This window comes from Psychrobacter sp. CX97 (assembly GCF_057396285.1).
In genome coordinates this window covers 17768-43605 of the sequence record NZ_JBXYJE010000004.1, presented here as the reverse complement: position 1 = coordinate 43605, position 25838 = coordinate 17768, and the positions used below count along the sequence as shown (strand labels likewise).

The window sequence follows — 25838 nt, the reverse complement described above, 5'->3', positions numbered from 1 at the left end:
AAATTAATTTAAAGAACGTGTTTATGCTTAACAAACCAAGCAATTGCTTCATCTATACCTTTATTAATATTGAATATTGGCCTATATCCAAGCATGTTTATGGCTTTACTAATGTCTGCTTGACTATGCCTAACGTCGCCTTCTCTAAAGTCGCGATAGACTGGTTCATCTTTATAAGTAATTGCATTATCATCCAGTGCAGATTTAATGGCATTGAATAGCTCGTTAAGCGTCGTTCTATCGCCTACGGCTACGTTATAGATTTGATTTTTGGCATCCGCATTCTGAGTCGTGGCTGCTAAAATATTCATTTGCACGGTATTATCTATATAGCAAAAGTCTCGGCTAGTTTCGCCATCACCGTTTACATAGACAGGATCACCGATAATCATTGCAGCGGTCCATTTAGGGATAACAGCAGCATAGGCACCGCCAGGATCTTGACGCTTACCAAAAACATTAAAATAACGTAGCCCTATGCTGTTAAAACCGTAGACAGTTGCAAATACATTGGCATATAGCTCGTTGACATACTTAGTGACGGCATAAGGAGACAGTGGCTTACCAATGGTCTCTTCTACTTTCGGTAATCCAGGATGGTCTCCATAAGTCGAGCTACTTGCCGCGTATGTAAAACTTTCAACCTCCGCATCTCGAGCAGCGGTAAGCATATTTAAGAAACCGGAAATATTAACATCATTGGTGGTTATCGGATCTTTAATTGAGCGAGGTACAGAACCTAGTGCGGCTTGATGCAATACATAATCGACCCCAGAGCAAGCGTTTGTACAGGTCTTGAAGTCTCTGATATCGCCTTCAATAAATCTAAAGCGTTGCCATTGTTCATGAGATACCAGATTTTGAACTTCGTCTAAATTTTTTTGATACCCTGTTGCAAAGTTATCTAAACCAACCACAGTCTGATTCAGCTTTAACAGTGTCTCTAATAAGTTTGAGCCAATAAACCCTGCAACCCCGGTTACTAACCAAGTTTTTGGATGTTCCATTAGTGTTTTTTTGGTATTATCAAATTGTGTCATGATATATATTCCAAGGTTATTAACTTAGTTAAAGGCGAAGATCACTGTGGTCTTTATCAAATACATATTTCAGATCATAAAGGACATGCTCAGATTTGCCTAACGATCTTACTTTATCAACTCCCATTTCTTTAAACTCTTGGTGGGCCACTGCCATGATAATTCCGTCGTAATCGTTGGATAGCATAGAGATGTCATTTATTGGCTTAATTCCATATTCATGTTCAGCCTCACTTGGGTCTACCCACGGGTCCACAACATCTACTTGAATATTATATTCTTGTAGTTCATGCACGATATCAATTACCTTGGTATTACGCACATCAGGGCAGTTTTCTTTAAAGCTAAGCCCCATAATTAAAACTTTAGCGCCATCGACATGAATGCGTCTTTTTAGCATTATTTTTATAAGCTGGGTAACGACGTATTCACCCATACTGTCATTAAGACGTCTTCCTGCTAAAATAATTTCTGGGTTGTAACCAATGGCTTGTGCTTTATGAGTTAAATAGTAAGGGTCAACCCCGATACAATGTCCACCAACTAGACCAGGGCGGAAGGGTAAAAAATTCCATTTGGTTCCCGCTGCTGTTAATACAGCTTCTGTATCGATACCCATTTTATTAAATATAACTGCTAACTCGTTAATCAATGCAATATTTACATCGCGCTGAGTGTTTTCAATGACTTTAGCGGCCTCAGCAACCTTTATTGATTCTGCTTTATGTGTTCCCGCTTTGATAATTAAGTTATAAACGTCATCTATAAAGTCTGCTACTTCTGGGGTCGAACCCGCAGTGACCTTTAAAATATTTGTTACACGGTGCTCTTTATCACCTGGGTTAATGCGCTCTGGACTGTATCCTGCATAAAAATCTTGGTTAAATTTAAGCTTTGATGAGCGTTCTAACTCTGGTATGCAGACCTCCTCAGTAGCTCCTGGATATACTGTAGATTCATATACGACAATATCACCTTTGCTTAACACACTGCCAATTGCTGTAGAAGCTTTAACAAGAGGGGTTAAATCTGGTTGTTTATGGGCATCTATAGGCGTTGGTACCGTAACAATAAAAAAGTTACAATCTTTTAAGTCGTTGATATTAGAGCTAAATTTCAACTGTTTTGAGTCTGCGAGTTCAGCATCACTTACTTCTAATGTATGATCTGTACCGGAGTTCAATTCTTTAATACGTACATCATTAATATCGAAGCCAGTTACTGGTAGCTTTTTACCAAACTCCACAGCCAAGGGAAGGCCAACATAGCCTAGTCCAATTACTGCAATCCGGAGGTTATCAATGCTTAAAGTGTTCATTAAAATTATCCTTTACTAATAATGATTATGGAGTTAATTGTGATTCAATTTTTATTATGGTATTGCCACTCTTAAGTAGTCGTGTTTTCTTGATAGCCTTCTACGTAATGTTTAAATTGCTGTTTAAGCCACTCTATATCGTGTTTTTGTGCTCTTATGGCAAATTCGTTAATAGTATTCTCAATACTACTAAGTGGAAAGCTGTGCTCAATAGCCTGCATGATTAGAGGATGATGAGTAGTCTCTACATTGTCCTCACCAATGATAAGCTCTTCATATAACTTTTCGCCAGGACGTAGACCCGTGAATACAATCTCGATATCTCCTTCAGGATTACTATCCTCTTTTACATTAAATCCGCTCAAGTGAATCATACGACGGGCTAAGTCCACAATTTTTACTGGTTTACCCATATCCAATACGAAAACCTCGCCACCTTTCGCCATAGCACCCGCTTGAATGACTAAATTAGCGGCTTCGGGTATGGTCATAAAGTAGCGAGTCACATCAGAGTGTGTAACAGTTATTGGTCCACCTTGTTCGATTTGACGGGTAAATAATGGCACTACCGAACCTGATGACCCTAATACATTGCCAAATCGCACCATGCTGATACGAGTAGGGGACTTCTGAGAATCGCTATTTTTCAACAACTCGTTACTAAACCCTTGGCATACCAGTTCAGCCAAGCGTTTTGATGCCCCCATAATATTAGTAGGGCGTACAGCTTTATCAGTAGAGATAAGCACAAACGTAGCAACATGTGCCTCAATAGCGGCTTTTACACAATGATAAGTCCCTTTTGTATTATTTATAGCTCCTTCAAAAGGGTTATGCTCAACGATAGGTACGTGTTTGTAAGCTGCGGCATGATAAACAGTATCAACGTGATATGTGTCAAAGACATCTCTTAACTTATCTTCGTTGGTAACATTACCAATCAGAGCGACAATTTGTATTTGCTCGGCTAATGGTATATCTTTTTGTTGCACCATTAACTCTTGATGAATAGAATATAGAGCGTATTCAGATAGTTCATAAAGCACCAAACAGCGTGGCTGATTCTTCAAGATTTGCCGACAAAGCTCACTGCCAATAGAGCCGCCAGCACCAGTTACCACCACACTTTTATCTTTTATGTCTTGATGCAATAACTGAGTGTCAGGTTCTACGGTTTGGCGGTCAAGTACATCTAGTATGTCGACACGTCGCATAGTGCTGACAGTAACTTTTCCCTCTGCAATTTCTTGCAAGCTTGGCAGCTCTTTAATCTTTATAGAAATATCGGTCAAACCATCAATAATCTCGCGTCTTCTCGCTCGGGGTATAGAGGGCATTGCCAGAAATACTTGTGACACTTTAAGGTCTTTTACCAATGCCTTTAAATCGGATGCAAGGTAGATTTGCTTACCTAATATACGTCCACCTGTCAACCTTGAGTCATCATCGACAAAAGCCACAACGTTATAACGGTTTGAAACTTGCAGCGCTTCAAATAATTCTTTACCCGATGAACCAGCGCCATAGATAATCACATTATCAAGATGATCGCTATTACCACTATTCTTTAGGCTTTTACCTTGTGATTTTGTTAACAATACATACAGTGTCAAACGACTAGACCATACCCAAATAAGCAATAAAAATAAGTGAATCAAAGGTACAGAACGAGGTATATCTTTTGACCAACCTGCAATATTAGTAAAAGCAAATACAATTAATAAACCAACAAAAAGCATTAACACCCGACGCATATCCGTATCAAAGAATACGCGTGATACCCCTTTATAGAAACGAATAGCGTACAGGCCAATAATAGGAATTAATGCATAGGCCGCTAATTTTATAGGGCTGATATGAAAGGCGAAGCTATCATACCGAAGTGATAATGCTATAAATAAGCAGAATATCGATGCTATATAATCTGAGATAATTAAGATGGCTTGCTTAACATTACGCGGTAACGCTAAAAACCATCCAACCAAATGGTTTATGTTATGTAATGAGATACCTGCACTATTAGTCACACTAAAAGCGCCAGCCGAATGCTGAGTACTCTTATTTTCGTGTGTCATTGTTTGCTTTGCTTTATGCTGAGTCGTCATATCTACGTTACTTATGTTTAAAAGCTATTTTTTAGTAGCGTTATTGGGTGTGTAAGCGTATGAGTAATGGTAGCTGTATTTATCCATCAGGCTTTTTGTCATGTCATTGAGAACAATACCATCAACAGTTATATTGCCTTTATTCATCTGTTTAATAGCATACGCTAACTGTCCTTGTATAGACTGACCATATCTTGTGACCATAAGCACTTTATCAGCATACTGTGCAATAATAATGGCATCAGTTGCAGCCAACACAGGCGGAGAGTCTATAATAATATAATCGTACATTGAAACCAGCTGTAACATGAGGACTTCAAGACGATCAGTAGACAGTAGAGATGAAGGGTTGTGCGGGTGGCTACCACGCGGCATGAAGTCGATATTCTCAAAACTCGTCTTCTGTATGTAACCTTTGGGCTGAGCGTTATCGGCTAATAGGTAATCAGATAACCCAGTATTTTCAGATACGCTAAACGTTTTATGCAGTTCTCCTAAGCGCATATCACCATCAATGAGCAAGATTTTCTTGTCCAATTGCGAGAATGTTTCTGTTAGGTTTGCGGTTATAAAAGATTTTCCAATATCAGGACTTTCACCACTAATTAAGATCACTTGGCCTTGTGGGGTATTAGAAGTTGGTTTCCCCGCTGGATTAGCATTGGGCATACCATACATTAGATAAGTTCTAAGGCTTTTGATACCCTCATAACTCAAGCTATTATGGTCAACCATCGCCAGCAAACGATCTCCCCCTTTTTTATGTTTTCCTAGGCGTTGAGTTGCCTTAGAGCGGGGGATTGTGGCAATGACCGGTACACCGGTTTTAGCCTCAATAATTTCTGGATCATTAACTGTGTTGCGCATTAAGTTTTTAAGTAATACAATAGCATTTCCTAAAATCGTGCCTATCAATAATGCTAAAATCCAAATCTGCTGTTTTTTTGGCGCAATGGGTTGAAAGGTACTAATAGGCCTATCGATAACACTCACATAACCAATCTCGCCAGCTCGTGCAATCTTTAGCTGCTCGTAGTTTTTGAGCATAGTGAGATATATTTCACGATTTATCCCCATGTCTTCAGAGAGTTGCATAAATTGGCGCTGAATTTCAGGTAATTGAGCTGTGGTTTTTTGAATTTCTTGTTTTCGTTGGTTCAGCACATCAAGCTGCTCTTTAATCTGAGTAACAAGGGGGTGTTCAGAGGTGTAAAAAGTCTCTAACTCGGCTTTTTTCAAGTTAAGTTGATTGAGTTGGGTGTCAATACGCGAGTTTTCTGTAAGCAATAATTCAGCTTCTTTGGAGACGTCAATCGTGCCATATTTTTCACGGAACTCATTAAAGGCTGCCTCTGATTCTTCAAGCGTTTTTCTAAGCTCAGGTATTTGACTTTCCATGAACTCAATAGTTGTCGTGGTCTGTTGTGAGCCTCGATCTTGGTTTTTGTTGACATATGAGGTAACAATATGTTCAAGTATGTTGGTTACTTGGTCTTGATTAGGCCCAGTGAGTGTTAACTGAATAATGCCCGTTTGATTACCACGCTCTGAAACTGATAAAGCACTATTGAGAGCATCCGTTACTGCTTTAACAGACTGTTTAGATATATTGATTGGATATGGGTTAGTGGGTAAAGACTGCACATGAATATGTATCTCGCCATTTTTAGTACTAAACGTTGTTGGCTTGCCGATTTGTCCGTTAAATTTATCAGTGCCATGGCTTAATTGAAAACCCGTTTCTGTAGAAGTTAATTGAAACTCTTTACCAATATAGGCTTGAGGAACTTCAAAAGCGCTCACACTGACTGGGCCACTAACGGTGTCAAGGGTAACGTTATTTTCAGTATTAATTTGGGTGGGCACACTACCACTTTGTATGCGATCGATAAACCCTATATTTGGGTCGCTAAGGGAAATATCTAATTGCAAAGCATCAACAACCGGTTGTAGAACCATTCTAGAGTTAATTAACTCACGCTCCGTTTGTGCTGGGCTAACATCTTCACCGACTAAGTCTGAAATATTAGCCCCCAGACCTGTAATGCCCTTTGACTTCTCATCAATTTGTACCAAGGCATCAGTTTGATAAGTCGGCTGCACATAACGGCTATAAATAATACCCAACAGTAAGCCTAACAATGCACAAATAAGGACGGTTTTCCAGCCACGTATGATGAACGAAAGTAGCAATAGAAGATCAACTTCTTTGTTGTCTTCATTGTGATTGGATGTGTTTTTTGACGTATTAGTCGGCTTTGATTCGTTGATACTCATAAATTATCACTAATATTAAATGGTCAAAATAATTAAATGCTCAAAATATTTGAGATTAAGGATTAATTAAGTCTATCCTGCCAGTCTGCTAAACTTTCAGTGATATCATGATAGGCTTTTTCAAAAGCGCTTTCTCCACGTCTATATGGGTCTGCAATATCCTTGTCACGCCATACCCCCAATCTGAAAGTTTTACCACGGCAATAAGGCCATTTGGACACAATCCATTTGGTTTGACTGTCTGTCATTGTTAAAATCAAATCTGAATTTAAAACCATGTCTTCATTAATCTGTTTAGCGATATGATCGGTAATATCAATACTGCTATCTGCCATTAATTTAATGGCATTTGGGTCAGCTGGATGGCCAATAACTGCTGAAATTCCAGCTGAATCTATTTTTTTGTTTGGATACCGTGATTGCAGTATCGCTTTTGCCATTGGACTACGACAGATATTGCCCACGCAAACTACTAAAATGTTATTCAAAGCCATGGCAATAGTAACCTGTCACCTTTTTAAATACGTAAGAAATCAGATAAAGTGGTTATAAACCTGACAAAATGGAAATGGTTGAGGCCGAAGGTAATATCGAACTAATAAATCGTGACCAACGGGTTAAACCGGTTGGGTCAACATAAACGATATCATTAGACTGCATCTCGAATCGATTTGCGAGCGCCAAATTGGTCACTTGCTGTAAATCAACGTAGTAGATATCGGTGTAAGCAGACCTTCCGTGATCACGGACCACATAAACTTTTGCCGCGTTAGCTGTACGAGAGTCCAATCCCTTTGCTTCGCCAATTACTTGAGCTAGGCTAATGCCTTGATCAGGTATTTCTAGAGGTTCAACGTTACCAAACTCGCCAAGTACATATACTTTATTACGGTCTTTGTTATTAATGTGAATAGAGTCGCCATCTTGCAAATAAATTTGACTGGCAGACACGCCCATCTTTTGAAGGTCTCGCAGCCCTAACTTATATCGGACACCTTGTCGAATAAGCTCAATATTATTGGCATCTCCAGATGGGTTTGCCCCGCCCGCTAAAGATATTGCGCTATAAAGGGAGACAGGGGTGTCTGCAATGCTAAATTCGCCCGGGTTTTTTACCTCACCATCAATAAAAAACTTATTACCGCGGTAATTTAAGATTTTAACTTGCGGATCAGGATACTTTAGATAGCGTTGTAATCTCGTACGTAAATTAGTAGTAAACTGAGAGACGCTAAGCCCACTTGCTTTGATACGTCCAATTAGTGGAAACTGAATATAGCCCTGTTGGTCAACTGGATATCCAGAAGCATAAGGATTATTAGAGTTAGGATAAGAGTTTGACATTATTTCAGGGTAGCTAAGGAGCTTAATATCTAGCACATCCCCTGGACTGATACTATAATTGAAAGATTTCGATGTTCTTAACAAATCTTGCACTTGCGAACGGCTTGCGTGACCTTCTGAATTATAGGTCGCTTGAGAGCTGCTGTATGTGCCACTTATAGAGTCAACACTTGGTAAGTTAGTTGCAGTGAGCGGTTGTACATTAAATTGCATACCATTATCAGCAACAAAAGCACCATAAGGTGGTAAGTCGCCGGAGTCTAAGCCAGAGTTTATACTTGCGCATCCTGACGATAGACCAATAACTAAGATGCAACTGATTTTAGTTATGAATGGAGGCTGTTTTATTATTAAGCTCATGTTAGCTCTCTATTATTATTGTTAACGATTTGGAGCTATACTCAAAAATTCAAAAGACTGTTTACCTTTTATAACGTGTTCTCTTGCTAACATTTAGGTTGTCTAACAAATTTAAGAAGTATATTTGTATAATTGAATGAAAGTCTGATCCTTTAATAAGTATGCAGAAATTAAGCAATTGAAAGGGTTAAACATAAATAGGTAAACTTATTGATATATTTCGAGTATAAGTTTTAATTGGTCATTAGAATATGACACGGCATGCCAACTCTGCTTAAAAACAGATGGCATAAGTTTATTTTCCGACAAACGGTTTTTAGGGGCTTCTGAATTGTTTGATAACCTAAATAGGCTACCACCATTGTGGTTTATTTTCTGGCGTAACGCTTTTTTTCGTCTCCCTGTAAATCACTTTATCTGCGGGCACTTCAGCAACAAATCGCGATACCTTATCAAAGTATCCAGAATAGCTTGCAAAGTAGTCTGGGGCAGTGAGGTACAATCGAAATTTCGCACGGCTACATGCCACATAAAATAACTTACGCTCCTCCTCCATTGCCTCAAAGTCATCTGACGAGCGATAATGAGGCATTAGGCCATCGACTAACGCATTTAGAAATACCACAGACCATTCAAGACCTTTAGCGCTGTGAATGGTGGATATGGTAACCGAATCTTCGTTTTCTAACGCCGGTTTATCCAGCGTTGCTACAGAATCATTAGGTGGATCGAGTGCTAAGTGCTCTAAAAAGTTATCCATACTGACGTGCTCTGCGGCAAGATTCTTTAACACACGGAAATCCTCAGCACGTTCACGCCAATTCTCTTCTAAGGTTTTTAAAATAGGAACGTAAAAGTCAATAATTTGTTCGATGGTTACTAAAACTGTTTCGGATTGACTGGCTTTGGTAAGGATGTGATACAAGTCACTCAATTGCTCATTTTTTTTATTGAATGTAGGATCAAGTAGTGGTTCAAGAGAGTTATTACTAGCATTAATAGCGTTTGTTAATCTCGTTGCGGTCACTAGACCAACACCTTTAAATATAGTTAAGATACGGTGCCATGAAATGGTGTCATTTGGATTGTACAGTATTTTTACAAAAGCCAATACGTCTTTAATATGACGTTTTTCAATAAATTTAATACCTCCGACAACGATAAAAGGAATACCTCTTTCCATAAACTCAAGCTGAATGTGGTTGGACTGAAAAGAGGTACGGCAAAGCACGGCAAAGTCGTTATAGTCGAGTTCGGGTTTTAGCTCAATGAGAGTGTCGGCTATAAACTTAGCTTCTGCTGCTTCGTTACTTTGTCGGCAAAATACTGGCTTGTGGCCGGCAATTGGTAGATCTGAAAAAAGCTTCTTTTGATAACCTAAGGTAATTTGTTCTGACAGCGCATTGATATAGTCAAGTACGGCAGGCGTACTTCGATAATTTTGCTCAAGTTTTATTAACTTGGCATCGGGATAAGTGTCGCCAAATAGCAGTATGTTTTTGTAGTTGGCCCCTCGAAAGGCATAAATGCTTTGATTATCGTCGCCTACAACCATTAATGAGCTGTCTTTATAAGGAGTATCAGTCTTACAGATTAAATCAATTAGCTGTTTTTGAGGAATGTTGGTATCTTGATATTCATCCACCATGACATGACGATAGGTATCCTGCACCGCTTTTTTGAAGGATTTATTGCTTTTTAAGTGAGTGACTACTTGGCTGATAATGTCATCAAAATCGTAAAGGTGGTGGGCACGCTTGTATTTATGAAATTCCTCGGCAAGCTTTTCAATAACTGGAATATGGATGGCAATATCAGGGTAGTCATTTTCAACTAAATGACGAATAAGAATTCGGCGATTTCTTGACGTTGAAATGATAGTTTGTAATGTCTTTTTACGCGGAAATGCCTGCTTTGCATTTTTCGCGGCATAGTTATTCTCTTTACAAATTAGATCAATAGCATCTTCACTGTCAGCAGTGTCTAAAATTGTAAATTTAGGGTTAATACCTAGTAATCCTGAGTAGCGACGCAACAGCATATTACAAAATGAATGGAAAGTGCCACTGGTTAATTGACTGAAATGACTCATATCGACGAGGTTATCATTCGTACTTATAGTGTTGCCACTGGTGTTGGTGCTATTTTTGCTATAGGTATAGGTATCTGCCAACAGTTTTTGAGCACGGTTTTTAATTTCATTGGCCGCTTTTCGTGTAAAAGTAAGGAGAAGAATACTACTCGCGGATACGCCATTTTCGATAAGATAACTGGTGCGATAAGTCAAAGTTTTGGTTTTACCTGAGCCCGCACCCGCAATGACCAAAGCCTTTCCTGAAATAGTTGTGGTTGCTAAAAGTTGACTGGGGTTTAATTCACTAATGTAGTCAATTTTAAACTTATGGGTTAACTTTTCATTAAGCGCTTTGCTATCCGCATTGGGGGTAACTAAGTTGCCTTCTAGTTTTTTAATCGAGTGACGTAGGTGTGAAATCTTATCTCTGACGTCTTGAGTTAATAACGGGTAGTTGTAGTCATCTGTTGTAAATAATGTATCCGTCGACATGATAGGCTCACTCCTTTCTGCATTTATATTTTTATAGGCGGTCACGGTAGTATTAATAGCATATCTAGGCTAATAATAAGATTAAAAAGGGGATTGATTTAAATAAAGTGACTTATAGCACTGTTGACGAGGTAAGGAAGTAGGAGTATATCAAACGTTGGGTTCAATACTTTCTAACTATTCGCTACTTTCTAGCTATTCGCTATAGTCAAGCATAGTTATAGTCATGCAAAAACGACTTCAACTCTTGGATAAATGCAAGAGGCGCATCCATAGGAATGGCGTGTCCAGAATTAGATATTTCAATCGCTTGTGCATTGGGTAACATATTACATATTTTATATTGCCATTTGGGATCGTATAACTGCGATTGTCCGCCAATTAGCATCGTAATAGGTGTCTTAAGATTGGGTAGTGCGGACCTGTAATCGTAAGGTAGGTCTATGTAGGCCTGAACGCCTCGTAGTTTTTGTTGCCAAGTGCTGTGCTGGTAAAATGCCAACTTGCGTGCAGGCTTATAACTTGTGGCATTCACAAGCCACTGTGAATGTTTACGTCCAACTGACATCAACGAAAAGGCGCGCTCCATTTCTGTAATTTTTCGTTTAACTGAGTAGGGGAGATGGGTAAATTGAGGCGCATTTTGAGAATTAAAATAAGGAAGTGCGACCGCCATAACCTCTTTGAATTGAGCAAATACGTCATCTTGTTTAGTACCAAAAACGCCACCTTGCCAATCAGGTTGGTTATGAACAATAGGAGATTGATCGATATTCAGATAACGCCTTACCTTGTTAATTGGTTTGGTCATTTGACCGAGAGAGGAAGAGGTTGATTGTTGACGATTAAAGTACGCCCACATAACCAAAGCCCCCATCGAGATTGCGGCGACATCAACCGCATCCGTTTTGTGATTGATACAGATATAAGTGAGAAGCTGTTCAACATCATCAGCATATTGCTCAATAAAATCAAATTGAGTCGTTGGAGTGTTGGCTGATAAACCAAAGCCGCGAAAATGCGGTAGATAGAAGCAGAAATTTTTAGCCAAAGGCAATATAAAAGGTATAAATTGACGGGCATCCATGCCAAAGGCATGTAAAAGTAACACTGGCTGACCTTGACCAATAATAGTAACAGGTAGCTCAAACCCATCAATACATTTAACATATTGCAGCCGAGTCTTTAATGACTGCAATAGGTTAGGCGTTAATTTTTCAACAATATTTAAAGGCTGCATCTTATAGGTGGTTAAGGTCTTATAGTTAATTAAGCTTATAGGTAATTGTAATGAAGCGCATTCATCTTAAATAGACATTCGGCTAGGCCTCTTGATCAGGAAACTCTATACATTCAACAACATTAAGCTCAAACCCAGAAAGCGCATTAAATTTAAGAGGACTAGAGAGTAAGCGCATATCACGAACCCCGAGATGACGTAAAATTTGAGCGCCAACGCCTATGCTAAGGTAGGGTCGATTGGACAATGCAGAGACTGACTGATTTTTGCTAGATCGTTCAAGTACGTCGCCTAAATCAACAGGATCGTTATTTCCTATCCAGACCAACACTCCACGCTCTGCTTTGCTAATCTCTTTAAGTGAGTTTTGTACACTCCAACCGCTACGACCCGTTTCATCATTTTTAGCAGAAAATAAATCTCGCAATGGGTGAAAGCCATGCACACGTACCGTGCTCACGCCTTCGACAAGGTTTCCTTTAACAAGGGCGATGTGAGTCTGTTTACTGCCAATTTCTTGGAATTGGTGCAGCATGAAAGTGCCAAAGTCTGTTTCAAACTGACGTTGACTTATCTCTTCGACAGTTTGCTCATTAGAAATGCGATAGTTAATAAGGTCGGCAATCGTGCCAATTTTTAAATTATGTTCAGCGGCAAACACTTCTAAATCATCGCGACGAGCCATGGTGCCATCAGGATTAATGATTTCCACAATAACAGCTGCAGGCTCAAGTCCAGCAAGACGGGCCAAATCACAGCCTGCTTCCGTATGCCCGGCACGGTGCAAAACCCCACCGTTTTGAGCCATGATAGGAAAAATATGTCCAGGTTGAACGATGTCATCAGGTTTTGCAGATGAGGCAACAGCGGCATGAACAGTACGCGCTCTATCGGCAGCTGAAATACCTGTAGTAACTCCTTCAGCCGCTTCAATTGAAACTGTGAAATTTGTGCTGAATTTTGCACCATTTCGATCACTCATCAGTGGTAGCTCTAATTGTTTACAGCGTGCTTCACTTAAAGTCAGACACACCAATCCGCGCGCATGAGTAATCATAAAGTTAATGTCTTCTGGACGTACATGCGTGGCAGCAATAATGAGGTCGCCTTCATTTTCGCGATCTTCGTCATCCATAAGAATAACCATTTTTCCTGCACGAATATCGTCGATGATGTCAGTGATGTTATCTAATGCCATAAGAATCTCAAATAAATATAGGTAATAAAGTCAATCGTTAAGAGTGAGTGTTTATAATCAGCGTTGATAAAATATCACTATTGTAACCCTTACACAGGGTAAGTGCCATGAATGCTTAGTTTTACTTTAAGGTCTGACTGAGAGTTTTTATATTAATTCAATGCTAAATATACACCCTATTCATTCGCTGCGGCTTGCGATTTTAGCCACGCTATGAACTGTTTACTGTGTTGTTCCCGTTGGTTATCTGCATAGTCGTAAAACTGTGTGCCAACCAAGCTGTCAGGTAGGTATTGCTGCGGCATAAAGTGGTTAGGATAATCATGGGGATAGATATAATTGTGCCCGTAGCCTTGCGATTTCATAAGATCGGTTACGCCATTACGTAGGTGTAACGGCACAGGCGATTGGTCTTTTTGAGCGAGTTGCATGGCTGAGTTAATCGCCTTGTAAGTACTATTACTTTTAGCAGAAGTCGCTAAATAAACAACCACTTGACCTAGAATAATTCTTGCTTCAGGCATACCAATCAACTTCACGCTACGTAAAGCGGCATCTGCTAACAATAGAGCGTTTGGATTGGCATTCCCAATATCTTCACTGGCGAGAATGACTAAACGACGGGCAATAAACTCGGGAGGTTCACCTGATACAAGCATGCGAGCCATCCAGTATAATGCGGCATCTGGGTCAGAACCTCTAACCGATTTAATCATTGCCGATATAATGTCGTAATGTTGATCCCCATTTTTGTCATAGCGCTGTAGCGCCGTTTGCGCAACACTAGCGATCAGTTTATTATCAATAATGATGGGTTGCTGTTGATGGTTGGATGCCTGAACGGCCATCTCAAGTAGGTTCAGTGCTTTACGTGCATCCCCTTGTGCCAACTTTGCAATTTCGGGCGTAGCGCTAAGCTCTATATCAATTTTAGATAAAATGGTATCTTCAATAACCGCTCGTTCAAGTAAAGCATGGATTTGCGAGTCATTAAGCGGCTGTAGACGATACACTTGACAGCGAGAGAGTAAGGCATTATTAACGCTAAAAGAAGGGTTTTCAGTGGTTGCGCCAATTAGAGTAATATCGCCAGACTCAACAGCGCCTAGCAAAGCATCTTGTTGGGACTTGTTAAAGCGATGAATCTCATCAATAAATACCACAGGTGCAGCAAACTCTAAACCTGATTGGCTTGATTGTCCTTTACTTGAGGGTCGCTTAGATGTACCCGCATCCAAAATTTCTCGAAGCTGTTTCACGCCAGTGTTTATAGCAGACAGAGGATAAAAGGGTCGTCCAACGGCATCGGCAAGTAGCATAGCAATGGTTGTTTTTCCTATACCAGCTTCACCATGCAATATTAATGAGGGCAGGTGACCATGCTCGACAAAACGGCGGATAGGAGCACCTTCTGCCAATAGATGTGTTTGACCGATCACCTCATTAAGCGATTTTGGTCTGAGACGTTGAGCAAGTGGTGTATCAGAGTGCAGAGGTTTGGTTGAATTTACATTAGACATGAGAGGATTACAGCTTAAATTGCACACAATTGCAAGGGTATAACCATGAAATATAACGTAATCATAAGATAAAAATTGCTAACATGAGGTGTTTATTCGTATATTTAGCGAATTGGTTTAATAAGAGATACAGGCATGACAATAAAAACATTCTCAAAAGTTAATAACATGCTAAATGCTATATGTGGAGCAAGCAAGTCAAGAGCGTTGACATCGGCTGAAGCCATAATGGTTAAGTCAGTATTTGGCAATGCATTGGATTTGACTAATGTCAAAATCAAAACAGCACGTTGGGTGCTAAAAGGATATGCTATTAGCCCTAACGGAAATGTGTATTTTAATAAGCAGGATTGGTCTGAAGACTTTACTCATGAATCGTTAGGTAAACGAAGTTGGTTAATACATGAGCTGACTCATGTGTGGCAACTTCAACAAGGTTTAAAAGTAGTGCGAGGTGCCATCATAAATCGCCGTTATCGCTACGTATTGACTGAAGGTAAGTCTTTTTTTAAATATGGCATTGAACAACAGGCACGTATGGTACAAGATTACTTTATACAGAGAGAGCTTGGACGTGACTGTCGGCCGTGGCAGGCATGCATTCCATTTTTAGAAGTGTCAGATAGTACAAAATAATCAACTCTGTAATATGGGTAAGTCTACCTGCTTACCATCAATATCTTAAAAAAGTAGGTAATTGTAGAGCAGGGGGATAAAAGCTAGCTTTGATTAAACATCCCAGAAGGCTTACTAAGCTAATTAAGTATATTAAGTATATTAAGTACAGAGAGTTAATTGAATCTACTAATAATGCTTAAAGCTGCGTTTTGTCTTTAATGTGTAAAATGGTGTAAGTGAGAAAGTATTGTGCAAGTTATGCAGTAACGGTTCAAGAAATACACGGGAGTTATTCAATAGCCAATCCATCTAATTATAGTCAGCGAACTACTAAACGGTTACAGTGTTAACCTCGTTAAGCCTACTCTAGTAGTACTTGCACTCGGTTGCCTTGTAACCATTTTAGACTTCTTTGGCTATAACTAGCAGAGAATAAAGACACCTAAACAACAAAGACACCGCCAATTACTTAAATTGGCGGTGTCTTCTACGAGTCTGTAATTAGTGTTAGGAGGGGGCTAATTATTTACGGTCTTCAATTTTTACAAAGTCACGCTTGGTTTCGCCGGTGTATAATTGACGAGGGCGACCAATTTTAAATGGTGCACTGTGCATTTCTAGTAAATGGCTGATCCAACCAGATGTACGTGCTAGGGCAAAGATAACCGTAAACATTGAAGTTGGGATACCAATTGCTTTTAAGATAATGCCAGAGTAGAAGTCAACGTTAGGATACAGGTTACGTTTTACAAAGTATTCGTCTTCTAGTGCTATCTTTTCAAGCTTCATAGCCAGCTCAAGTTTAGGATCTGAGATACCTAGAGCACCTAAAACTTCATCGCAAGTTTCTTTCATAACTTTAGCGCGTGGGTCAAAGTTTTTATAAACGCGATGACCAAAGCCCATAAGCTTCACTTCTTTGCGTTTCACTTTTTCCATGAAGTCATCAACGTTTTCAACTGAACCGATTTCATCAAGCATCTGTAGTACTGCTTCATTAGCACCACCATGTGATGGGCCCCAAAGTGCAACGATACCTGCTGCGATACACGCATAAGGATTAGCACCAGTAGAAGCAGTCAAACGTACAGTAGAGGTAGAGGCATTTTGCTCATGATCTGCATGCAGTGTGAAAATTTTGTCCATTGCTTTAGCAATAATAGGATCCACTTTGTAATCTATATCAGCTGGCGTAGCAAACATCATATATAAAAAGTTTTCTGCATAGCTAAAGTCATTACGTGGGTACATAAAAGGTTCACCCTTCGTGTACTTATAACTCATTGCAGCAAGCGTTGGCATTTTAGCGATTAGGCGAATGGCAGTAATATCACGCTGTTTTTCATCAGTAACGTCTAAGTTGTCATGATAGAAGGCAGATAGAGCACCTACTACACCAACCATAACAGCCATTGGATGTGCATCACGGCGGAATCCATCAAAGAATTTGCGTAGTTGCTCATGAACTCCTGTATGAGAACGTACCTTTTCATAGAAGTCAGCTTTTTGTTCAGCATTTGGTAAATCGCCATGTAATAAAGCATAGCAAACTTCTAAATACTCAGCATTATCGGCTAACTGGTCGATAGGGTAGCCACGGTGTAATAATTCACCTTTTTCGCCATTAATGAATGTAATTTTTGATTCAACTGGTGCCGTAACTTTAAAGCCAGGATCATAAGTCCAGTACCCAGCAGTTTGAAAGGCTGCCACATCAAGTACCGGACGTCCTAAAGTACCTTCCAACATGGGAAGTTCGTATTCTTCTCCATTTACTTTTAAATAAGCTTTATCGTTAGCCATAAAGTCCTCTTAGTAGTTGATAAAACAGGGTAAAACCTGTGATTTAAGTTAAATACTTAACAGGTTGAGATATATTACCCCTCATAATTAATAAGACATAATTATAGAATTAATTAATAAGGAGCTTCAGTTTTAAAGATATTATTATCCTAATCTACAGATAGATTAATATATCTATATAATTAAATGGGTAGAAATTCTTAAATAAATAATTAAATTTAATATTAAAAGTAATAAATATAGCTCTTTACTATAATTAGCAATTATATTTAAGCGCTTTAATACCCTTTTTTTAGATAAACTCAGTAAACTTTTGTTTATATATAAAACGATTCGTAATATAACAAGTCATCATAGCATTTATAACGCAATACCTACCCATCAGTCAATCTTCATCACTATTTTTAAGTGGTATCAATTTGACATTACCACTTGATCTATAAGCGGTCTGATGCAATCGATATTTTTCTTTGACATATATTGTTGCAATTTAATTAAATAAAGGTTGATGAGTTATGAGCTGATAACAGAAAAAAGTTGGCACTCAAAATTTAACAGAAATTGCAAAGTCTTAACGGTGTACTAATTTTAAGTATTTCATTTGTAATTGGTAGCAACAAACTTTATAATCAATATAAGTGGATGCTGGCTTGCATTAAAATACACCTTAGATGTTGAACCGTTATTATCATCTAGATCTATTTGAGAGAAAATACTTCTATAGACCTAAACCCGATAAAAAACCATCTTAGGGAGATGTAGCAAGTCGCCAGCGCTATTTACTCAATATTATGGTTACTCTATTTTATTATTGAGTTCAGCGTAAGCTATAGCATCGAATCTATATATCCTAATTCTATTGAATTAATTAACTATCTGTCTAAAGCTTCTGGTTGTCGAAAGCTTCTGGGGTTTTGAAACTTGATAATAGTTAGTTAGCAACTCCTTAATTTATCCGTCTCGTGTATTTGTAATACGTAGGACTACTTATGACGTTAAATTTTGAACGCCTATCAGAGAGTTACCGCGTTATTCAAAAAAGCACGAGTGTCAACTGCAAAAGGACGCCGCTGTGAAAAGCAACCGACCGATTGATTTGCCTTTAAGTCAAGTGATTAGCGTCAACAAATCACCAATAGCAAGAGCTTCGATAATGCATCGTGCCTCTGGGATCATTTTGTTTTTATTGATTCCAGTTATGCTATGGATATTGCAATCTTCTTTAGCATCTCCACAACAGTTTGAAGCTGTTTTTGACAACGTACTCCTGCGCTTTGTTGCGTGGATTTTTGTTGCCGCCACTGCCTTCCATTTCGTGATGGGTGTGAAGCATTTATTTGCAGACATAGGATTGAACGAAGAGCTCAACTCTGGAAGAACTGCTGCAATAATTAGTTTTGTAATTGCCGCTATATTGATAGTGCTATCATTTATATGGGTGATGTTCTAATGAGAAATGATTCTGGGATTAAAAGTGCAACCGGCCTTACGGGTTCAGGTTCTCGCGATTGGATTATGCAACGTATTAGTGCTGTTATTTTAGCAGTGTACGCTATTGTGTTAGTTGGTTTTTTCTTAACACATGGTAACGTTAGCTATAATGATTGGGTTAGCTTTATGATGAGCTTGCCAATGCGCCTTCTTAGTATGTTAGCGATTCTTGCATTGGTTGCCCATGCATGGGTTGGTATGTGGATTGTACTAACGGATTATGTTAAATCTACAGGGATGCGTATTGTGTTACAAACCCTGATTATTACGGCAATTTTAATATTTCTCTTCTGGGGATTTATGATTTTCTTTAGCTTAGGTTTTAGAGTCTAATCTCTAACGCCTAAAAAGAGTATGCTATTGGAATAACTTCAAAGATATTACTTATAGAGATTAGTCTAATTTGCAATACTTGGTGTTTTATCCGGTCTACAGATCGATTTAATACAATTTTAAATTAAAGTGAGCCTGTCTGGTGATGCGTAGTTAAATATACTCATTTTTTTAGCTTCCTGAGCCAGCTTGTATGACGACTAACGTATTCATTAGGAAAACGTAATGGCAACTAGACAAGATAATACAATTAGCAATATTCAACACCTTAATTATGATTCTGTCATTGTAGGCGGCGGTGGCTCGGGTATGCGTGCAGCCTTACAGTTAGCAGAAGGTGGCATGAAAGTAGCTGTGCTTACCAAAGTGTTTCCAACGCGCTCTCATACTGTAGCTGCTCAAGGTGGTATTGGTGCTAGCCTAGGTAACATGAGTGATGATAACTGGCATTTCCACTTTTATGACACAGTTAAAGGGTCTGACTGGTTAGGCGACCAGGATGCTATTGAGTATATGTGCCGTGAAGCACCTAAAGTGGTTTATGAGCTTGAGCACATGGGTATGCCATTTGATAGAAATGAAGATGGTACTATTTATCAGCGTCCATTCGGTGGTCACACCTCAAATTACGGTGAAAAAGCAGTTCAACGTGCATGTGCTGCTGCCGACCGTACGGGTCACGCCTTATTGCATACGCTTTATCAAAAGAATCTTGAAGCCGGTACAGAGTTTTTCATTGAGTGGATTGCGCTTGATTTAATCAAAGATAAAGCAGGCAATATTAATGGTGTGGTTGCCCTTGAACAAGAAACAGGTAGAGTTGCTGTATTCCAAGCGACAAACACCGTATTAGCAACAGGTGGTGCAGGTCGTATCTTTACTGCATCTACAAATGCTTATATTAATACAGGTGATGGCTTGGGTATGGCTGTTCGTGCAGGCATTCCATTACAGGATATGGAGTTCTGGCAGTTCCACCCCACAGGTGTTCATGGCGCTGGTGTCTTATTAACAGAAGGTTGTCGTGGTGAAGGTGCTATCTTACGTAATAAAGATGGCGAAGCATTCATGGAGCGCTATGCGCCAACGGTTAAAGACTTGGCACCACGTGATTTAGTGTCACGTTCGATGGACCAAGAGATTAAAGAGGGTCGTGGTTGTGGTCCTAATGCTGATCATATTGTCATGGATATGACCCATTTAGGTGTGGAAACAATTATGAAGCGTCTACCCTCAGTGTTTGAAATCGGTAGAAACTTCGCTAATGTTGATATTACTAAAGAGCCTATTCCAGTCATTCCAACCATTCACTATATGATGGGTGGCATTCCCACTACTATTCATGGTCAGGTTGTTGTACCAGATATTGATGCTGGAACTGATGATGAGGGTTTATATACTGAAGGTAAAATCGTTAAAGGCTTATACGCCATTGGCGAATGTGCTTGTGTTAGTGTCCATGGTGCAAACCGTCTAGGCACTAACTCATTGCTGGACCTTGTTGTATTTGGTCGTGCAGCAGGTAAACATATTATTGACGAGTTCCACACGACAGAACGTACCTATAAGCCAATTGATCCACGTGTATTAGACTACACAATGGGCCGTTTACACAAGCTACAAAGTTCGACAGAAGGTTATAACGCACAGGAAGTGGCTGATGAGATTCGAGCGCTAATGCAGAAGCATGCTAGTGTATTCCGGACCCAAGCACTTATGGATGAAGGCGTTGAAAAGCTTCTGGCCTTGAAAGAAAAAGTAGACAATATTCATCTTGATGATAAGTCCCAAGTGTTTAATACTGCTCGCATTGAAGCCTTAGAAGTGGCTAACCTTTATGAGGTAGCAAAAGCGACTATGTTGTCTGCTGCTAATCGTCATGAATGTCGCGGCGCACATACGGTATTAGATTATGACCGCCCAGAAGATGACGCAGTTGCCCCGAACGGTCGTAATGATAACGAGTGGATGAAACATACGCTTTGGTACTCAGAAGACAACAAGATTATTTATAAGCCAGTTCGCAAAGTGCCTTTAACTGTTGATTATGTAGAACCAAAAGTACGTGTTTACTAAGCTTTTGCACTCTTATTTATATGAAATGTATCGTATACATTTATTAGCATCAGTTAAATTTAATTTTTGATTTAGTAGAGCTGTCGATTCAAAATAACTTTTTTAATTTTAATTGATTGAGCAGTTTTACACCGTGTGGAGTTAGCACTATGAGCAGAGGTAGTCGCACCATTGAGTTATACCGCTACGACCCTGATAAGGACGCAGCCCCTTACATGCAAACTTATACGATTGAGCTTTTAGACTCTGATCGTATGTTGCTTGATGTATTGTTACGTTTAAAAAAGCAGGATGAATCCATTACCTTCAGACGTTCTTGTCGTGAAGGTATATGCGGTTCTGATGGCATGAACATTAATGGTAAAAATGGTTTAGCGTGTTTAATAAATATGAACACCCTACCTGAGAAAATTACCATACGCCCCTTACCGGGTTTGCCTGTTGTACGTGATTTAGTGGTAGATATGAACCAGTTCTATGAGCAGTATGAAAAAGTTCATCCTTACTTAATTAATGATCAGCCTGCACCGCCAACCGAACGTCTTCAATCCCCGGAAGAACGTGAAAAGTTAAATGGTCTATATGAGTGTATTTTATGTGCTTGCTGCTCAACGAGCTGCCCATCTTTCTGGTGGAATCCTGATAAATTCCTAGGCCCATCAGCATTATTAAATGGCTATCGTTTTGTGGCTGATAGCCGTGATACTGATACGCGAGCACGTTTATCGCGCCTTGATGATCCGTTCAGCTTATTCCGTTGTAGAGGAATTATGAACTGTGTAGCGGTTTGTCCTAAAGGTCTGAATCCCACTAAGGCAATTGGCCATCTGCGTAACCTTCTACTTGATCAGGCGGGCTAAAGAGCTTGAAAATATTTTTAGTTATAATTACGTGATTAGTACAGGCCTCTATTTGTTAATAGAGGTCTTTTTTTGATAAGATTAGCACATTGATAACTAATATTTATTTATAAAATAATTTATAAAATAATGACATTTGAACAAAGAATCGACCTCATAAGCGGTTACATGTTACTCTTACATTAACCATATAAAAGACTTCCAAACCCCTTATAATAATGAGGCTTTTAGGGGTTGTCTATGATTGTCTCATGTATGCCATTATGCTGAACCAGTGGGGATATTTTTAACCAAATAGCCTGTATAATAAAATAAACCACTTTTTAAAGTATGATGAATGCGCAAGACATTTATAAGTTTATAATTATTAAATGATTTACGATTGCAAAGCGTTTCTTCTATATAGATAAATAATGGTTCAACCTGCAAGCATTCTTAAAGTAATTTTTAATACGCATCTATTTTGTCGCCTCTAGAGTGATAAATTATATTAATAATGGCGATAAAGGAATTAAAAGTAGTAATACAAGATAGGAGCGATAATATTAGGAAATCCATGAATTATAACTATCTATATTAGCTTACTAATTATATCAACGTACTAACTCATATCAAATGTATTTATAACAACGTAGCGATTAATGTAACTATCGACCTATCTATTACTGTAGCTTACAAGGTAAATTCATTAACAATTAAACTCTAAAACAAAAATGAAATGGCTGTGAATACTATGACTAAAGGTAATATATCATCTGATGCAACTGAGCTTGCAGGGGATAATGCAAGTTATATTGAGGCTCTTTATGAGCATTATCTACAAAATCCAGACAATGTAGATAATGAATGGCAAGACTATTTTAAACAATACAATACAGGCAATGATGCTCAGCATCAAAGTATTCAAGAGCAATTCTTGCTACTTGCTCGTAATCAATCGAATTCTAAATACGTTGGTTCGCCTGTAACTTCCAACACTGAAGTTAGTGGATGTTTAGATCCAAAACAAATGGGTGTTCAGAAGCTTATTTCAGCCTATCGTCGTCGTGGTCATCGCCGTGCACAGCTTGATCCCCTCAACTTGACTGTCAGAGATAAGGTTGAAGATTTATCACTTAGTTTTCATGGTTTATCTGAGGCGGACTTAGATACTGTATATCCCACAAGTGATTTAAATATTGGTAAATCAGAATCTACTCTACGTGAAATTGTGGAGATTATGGAACGTGTTTATTGCAATCATATTGGTATTGAATATATGCACGTTACCACCAGTACTGAAAAACGCTGGTTTGAAAATTATATGGAAAGTAATTTAGGCCATATTGAGTTTGATACAGAAAAACGCCGCTCAATATTAGAACGTTTAACTGCTGCCGAAGGCCTAGAAAAATACTTGGCTCGAAAATATACAGGGGTAAAACGTTTTGGACTTGAAGGTGGTGAAAGCTTTATTCCTGCCGTCCATGAAATTATTCAACGTGCAGGTGGATATGGTACCAAAGAAATTGTTATTGGTATGGCGCATCGTGGACGCTTGAACCTGCTAGTGAACATTTTAGGTAAAAACCCTGCTGATTTGTTCGATGAATTTGATGGTAAAGTAATGCCTGAAAAAGGTTCAGGAGATGTTAAATATCATAATGGTTATTCATCAAATGTAATGACACCCGGCGGAGAGGCTCATTTAGCGTTGGCATTTAACCCGTCGCATCTTGAAATCGTGTCGCCTGTGTTGGAGGGGTCAGTTCGTGCACGTCAAGCACGTCGATTTGATACCGATGGTAATCTAGTACTACCGCTGGTTGTCCATGGGGATGCAGCAATCGCAGGCCAAGGGGTGGTACAAGAAACTTTCCAAATGTCTCAAACGCGTGCCTACACAACTGGTGGTACTGTTCATATTGTGATTAATAACCAAGTGGGCTTTACTACCAGCCGTAAAGAAGATGCACGTTCAACTGAATATTGTACTGATATTGCCAAAATGGTGCATGCGCCAATCTTACATGTCAATGGCGATGATCCTGAAGCAGTCGTCTTTGCCGCACAAATGGCGTTAGATTATCGTCATGAATTTCATAAAGATATTGTCATTGATTTATTCTGCTATCGTCGTAATGGACATAATGAAGCAGATGAACCTTCAGCCACTCAGCCGCTAATGTATTCAGTTATTAAGAAGCTACCAACAACTCGTACGATTTATGCCAAACAATTGATTGAAGAGGGCATAATTACAGCTGAGGAAGAAAAAGCACTTGAGGATGAATATCGCGAAGCGCTTGATAAAGGTGATTACGTTGTTAACTCTTTAGTACGTGAACCAAATGAAGAGTTATTTGTTGATTGGAAGCCTTATTTAGGTCATGACCTAGTAGATGACTACGATACAAGTGTTGATATTGAGAAACTCAAAGAATACGGTCGTCGTATGGCAACGTTGCCAGAGGGTTTTAAACTTCAACGCCAAGTTAAAAAGGTTGTCGAGCAGCGTCTTGCCATGCAAACGGGTGAAGAGCCGCTAAACTGGGGCGCTGCTGAAACTCTAGCCTATGCCACTTTAGTTGAAGAAGACTATTTGGTTCGTATTACAGGTGAAGATGTTGGTCGTGGTACATTTTCACATCGACATTCTGAGCTCTTTAATATAGAAAATGGTGATATGTATGTCCCATTAGCTCACCTTAGTGATACACAAGCTCGTTTTGCAACCTTTAATTCGCTACTATCAGAAGAGGCAGTATTAGCATTCGAATATGGCTATGCGACCACTGTGCCTAAAGCCTTGATTATTTGGGAAGCGCAGTTTGGAGATTTTGTCAACGGCGCGCAGGTTGTTATTGACCAATTCATCTCAAGTGGCGAGACCAAATGGCAACGGGTTTGTGGTCTGACCATGTTGTTACCCCATGGCTTTGAAGGTCAGGGGCCTGAGCATTCATCTGCCCGTCTTGAGCGCTTCTTACAATTGTGTGCAGAAGATAATATGCAAGTTATCACACCTACAACGCCTGCTCAGATATTCCATGCTCTGCGTCGTCAGGTATTAAGGCCAATTCGTAAACCTTTGATAGTGATGTCTCCTAAGAGCTTATTACGTCATAAACTGGCCACTTCTAAATTAGATGAGCTGGCCAATGGCAAATTTGAAACGGTTCTGCCTGAACTGGATAAGCTCGATAATGATAAAGTAACTCGTTTGGTTATGTGTGGGGGTAAGGTTTACTATGACTTGTTACAACAGCGCCGAGAGCTTGGTCTGGATCATGTCGCTATCGTGCGTATAGAGCAACTTTATCCACTTCCAGAGCAAAGAATGGTTCAAGAGGTTAATAAGTACAGCAATCTTGAACAAATTGTCTGGTGTCAAGAAGAGCCACTTAATCAGGGCGCTTGGTATTACTTGGCACCTCATATGTACCGTATTTTTGGTCCACAAGGCGACAATGAACCACGCGTGACTAAAGCTAAAATAGTTGACCCTGTCGCCCGTCCTGCTTCTGCAGCCCCAGCGACAGGTCTACCTTCTATTCATGCTCGTCAACAAAATGAGCTGGTTGCTGGGGGCCTAGGCATAGATGTAGAGCAGTTGAAGTAAAGGAGTAAAAGGTCTAAGCAGGCAACTGATTAGACCTTCAAATCTACAGAAATCATCCAAACCTAGTTAAGTTTTATTCGTCAAAGTT

17 protein-coding genes are annotated in these 25838 nt (G+C 39.3%); 6 read left to right on the top strand and 11 right to left on the bottom strand.

Going from position 1 to position 25838, the window contains the following annotated elements; genetic code table 11:
• Positions 1-8: 8 nt before the first annotated feature.
• From AC2SLL_RS04350 to AC2SLL_RS04305, 10 genes are all read right to left on the bottom strand, one after another.
• A complete protein-coding gene (locus AC2SLL_RS04350; RefSeq protein WP_486530464.1) occupies positions 9-1040 on the bottom strand; it encodes an NAD-dependent epimerase/dehydratase family protein in 1032 nt (343 codons plus the stop codon).
• 28 nt (positions 1041-1068) lie between these two features.
• Complete coding sequence (gene tviB / locus AC2SLL_RS04345) at positions 1069-2358, bottom strand: Vi polysaccharide biosynthesis UDP-N-acetylglucosamine C-6 dehydrogenase TviB (protein WP_486530463.1); 1290 nt, start codon at positions 2356-2358, stop codon at positions 1069-1071.
• A 71-nt stretch (positions 2359-2429) separates the two neighbouring features.
• Positions 2430-4463, bottom strand: coding sequence for a polysaccharide biosynthesis protein (locus AC2SLL_RS04340; protein ID WP_486530462.1), 2034 nt, complete (start codon positions 4461-4463; stop codon positions 2430-2432).
• 24 nt (positions 4464-4487) lie between these two features.
• Positions 4488-6740: a polysaccharide biosynthesis tyrosine autokinase gene (locus AC2SLL_RS04335; protein WP_486530461.1), complete on the bottom strand. Its 2253-nt coding sequence runs from the start codon at positions 6738-6740 to the stop codon at positions 4488-4490.
• A 62-nt stretch (positions 6741-6802) separates the two neighbouring features.
• Entirely contained in the window at positions 6803-7234 is a 432-nt protein-coding gene (locus tag AC2SLL_RS04330) for a low molecular weight protein-tyrosine-phosphatase (RefSeq protein ID WP_486530460.1), read from the bottom strand.
• 52 nt (positions 7235-7286) lie between these two features.
• The gene (locus tag AC2SLL_RS04325; protein WP_486530459.1) at positions 7287-8444 is read right to left on the bottom strand and encodes a polysaccharide biosynthesis/export family protein; all 1158 of its coding nucleotides are present in this window, start codon (positions 8442-8444) and stop codon (positions 7287-7289) included.
• A 352-nt stretch (positions 8445-8796) separates the two neighbouring features.
• Positions 8797-11010 (bottom strand): ATP-dependent helicase, encoded by a 2214-nt coding sequence (locus AC2SLL_RS04320; protein ID WP_486530458.1) that lies wholly within the window; start codon positions 11008-11010, stop codon positions 8797-8799.
• A 208-nt stretch (positions 11011-11218) separates the two neighbouring features.
• Positions 11219-12250 (bottom strand): alpha/beta fold hydrolase, encoded by a 1032-nt coding sequence (locus tag AC2SLL_RS04315; protein WP_486530457.1) that lies wholly within the window; start codon positions 12248-12250, stop codon positions 11219-11221.
• 82 nt (positions 12251-12332) lie between these two features.
• A complete protein-coding gene (ribBA, locus tag AC2SLL_RS04310; RefSeq protein ID WP_486530456.1) occupies positions 12333-13448 on the bottom strand; it encodes a bifunctional 3,4-dihydroxy-2-butanone-4-phosphate synthase/GTP cyclohydrolase II in 1116 nt (371 codons plus the stop codon).
• 176 nt (positions 13449-13624) lie between these two features.
• Positions 13625-14968, bottom strand: a complete 1344-nt coding sequence (locus tag AC2SLL_RS04305; RefSeq protein WP_486530455.1) for a replication-associated recombination protein A — start codon at positions 14966-14968, stop codon at positions 13625-13627.
• Positions 14969-15103: 135 nt separating this feature from the next.
• Here AC2SLL_RS04305 and AC2SLL_RS04300 point away from each other — a divergent pair, with 135 nt between their 5' ends.
• Positions 15104-15604, top strand: coding sequence for a type IV secretion protein Rhs (locus tag AC2SLL_RS04300; RefSeq protein ID WP_486530454.1), 501 nt, complete (start codon positions 15104-15106; stop codon positions 15602-15604).
• Positions 15605-16108: 504 nt separating this feature from the next.
• Here the strand turns inward: AC2SLL_RS04300 and gltA are convergent.
• Complete coding sequence (gene gltA / locus AC2SLL_RS04295; RefSeq protein WP_486530453.1) at positions 16109-17389, bottom strand: citrate synthase; 1281 nt, start codon at positions 17387-17389, stop codon at positions 16109-16111.
• Between the two features lie 1072 nt (positions 17390-18461).
• Here gltA and sdhC point away from each other — a divergent pair.
• From sdhC to AC2SLL_RS04270, 5 genes are all read left to right on the top strand, one after another.
• Positions 18462-18839 (top strand): succinate dehydrogenase, cytochrome b556 subunit, encoded by a 378-nt coding sequence (gene sdhC / locus AC2SLL_RS04290; RefSeq protein WP_486530452.1) that lies wholly within the window; start codon positions 18462-18464, stop codon positions 18837-18839.
• Positions 18839-19213 (top strand): succinate dehydrogenase, hydrophobic membrane anchor protein, encoded by a 375-nt coding sequence (gene sdhD, locus AC2SLL_RS04285; RefSeq protein ID WP_486530451.1) that lies wholly within the window; start codon positions 18839-18841, stop codon positions 19211-19213. Before sdhC ends, sdhD begins: the two co-directional genes overlap by 1 nt.
• A 225-nt stretch (positions 19214-19438) precedes the next feature.
• Positions 19439-21289: a succinate dehydrogenase flavoprotein subunit gene (gene sdhA, locus AC2SLL_RS04280; RefSeq protein WP_486530450.1), complete on the top strand. Its 1851-nt coding sequence runs from the start codon at positions 19439-19441 to the stop codon at positions 21287-21289.
• A gap of 149 nt (positions 21290-21438) precedes the next feature.
• A complete protein-coding gene (locus AC2SLL_RS04275; RefSeq protein WP_486530449.1) occupies positions 21439-22149 on the top strand; it encodes a succinate dehydrogenase iron-sulfur subunit in 711 nt (236 codons plus the stop codon).
• Positions 22150-22882: 733 nt separating this feature from the next.
• Entirely contained in the window at positions 22883-25750 is a 2868-nt protein-coding gene (locus AC2SLL_RS04270; RefSeq protein WP_486530448.1) for a 2-oxoglutarate dehydrogenase E1 component, read from the top strand.
• Positions 25751-25838 lie beyond the last annotated feature (88 nt).

Coding starts and splice junctions, on each gene's coding strand:
- AC2SLL_RS04350 (WP_486530464.1), bottom strand. CDS start 1,040: ATGACACAATTTGATAATACCAAAAAAACACTAATGGAACATCCAAAA.
- tviB (WP_486530463.1), bottom strand. CDS start 2,358: ATGAACACTTTAAGCATTGATAACCTCCGGATTGCAGTAATTGGACTA.
- AC2SLL_RS04340 (WP_486530462.1), bottom strand. CDS start 4,463: ATGACGACTCAGCATAAAGCAAAGCAAACAATGACACACGAAAATAAG.
- AC2SLL_RS04335 (WP_486530461.1), bottom strand. CDS start 6,740: ATGAGTATCAACGAATCAAAGCCGACTAATACGTCAAAAAACACATCC.
- AC2SLL_RS04330 (WP_486530460.1), bottom strand. CDS start 7,234: ATGGCTTTGAATAACATTTTAGTAGTTTGCGTGGGCAATATCTGTCGT.
- AC2SLL_RS04325 (WP_486530459.1), bottom strand. CDS start 8,444: ATGAGCTTAATAATAAAACAGCCTCCATTCATAACTAAAATCAGTTGC.
- AC2SLL_RS04320 (WP_486530458.1), bottom strand. CDS start 11,010: ATGTCGACGGATACATTATTTACAACAGATGACTACAACTACCCGTTA.
- AC2SLL_RS04315 (WP_486530457.1), bottom strand. CDS start 12,250: ATGCAGCCTTTAAATATTGTTGAAAAATTAACGCCTAACCTATTGCAG.
- ribBA (WP_486530456.1), bottom strand. CDS start 13,448: ATGGCATTAGATAACATCACTGACATCATCGACGATATTCGTGCAGGA.
- AC2SLL_RS04305 (WP_486530455.1), bottom strand. CDS start 14,968: ATGTCTAATGTAAATTCAACCAAACCTCTGCACTCTGATACACCACTT.
- AC2SLL_RS04300 (WP_486530454.1), top strand. CDS start 15,104: ATGACAATAAAAACATTCTCAAAAGTTAATAACATGCTAAATGCTATA.
- gltA (WP_486530453.1), bottom strand. CDS start 17,389: ATGGCTAACGATAAAGCTTATTTAAAAGTAAATGGAGAAGAATACGAA.
- sdhD (WP_486530451.1), top strand. CDS start 18,839: ATGAGAAATGATTCTGGGATTAAAAGTGCAACCGGCCTTACGGGTTCA.
- sdhA (WP_486530450.1), top strand. CDS start 19,439: ATGGCAACTAGACAAGATAATACAATTAGCAATATTCAACACCTTAAT.
- AC2SLL_RS04275 (WP_486530449.1), top strand. CDS start 21,439: ATGAGCAGAGGTAGTCGCACCATTGAGTTATACCGCTACGACCCTGAT.
- AC2SLL_RS04270 (WP_486530448.1), top strand. CDS start 22,883: ATGACTAAAGGTAATATATCATCTGATGCAACTGAGCTTGCAGGGGAT.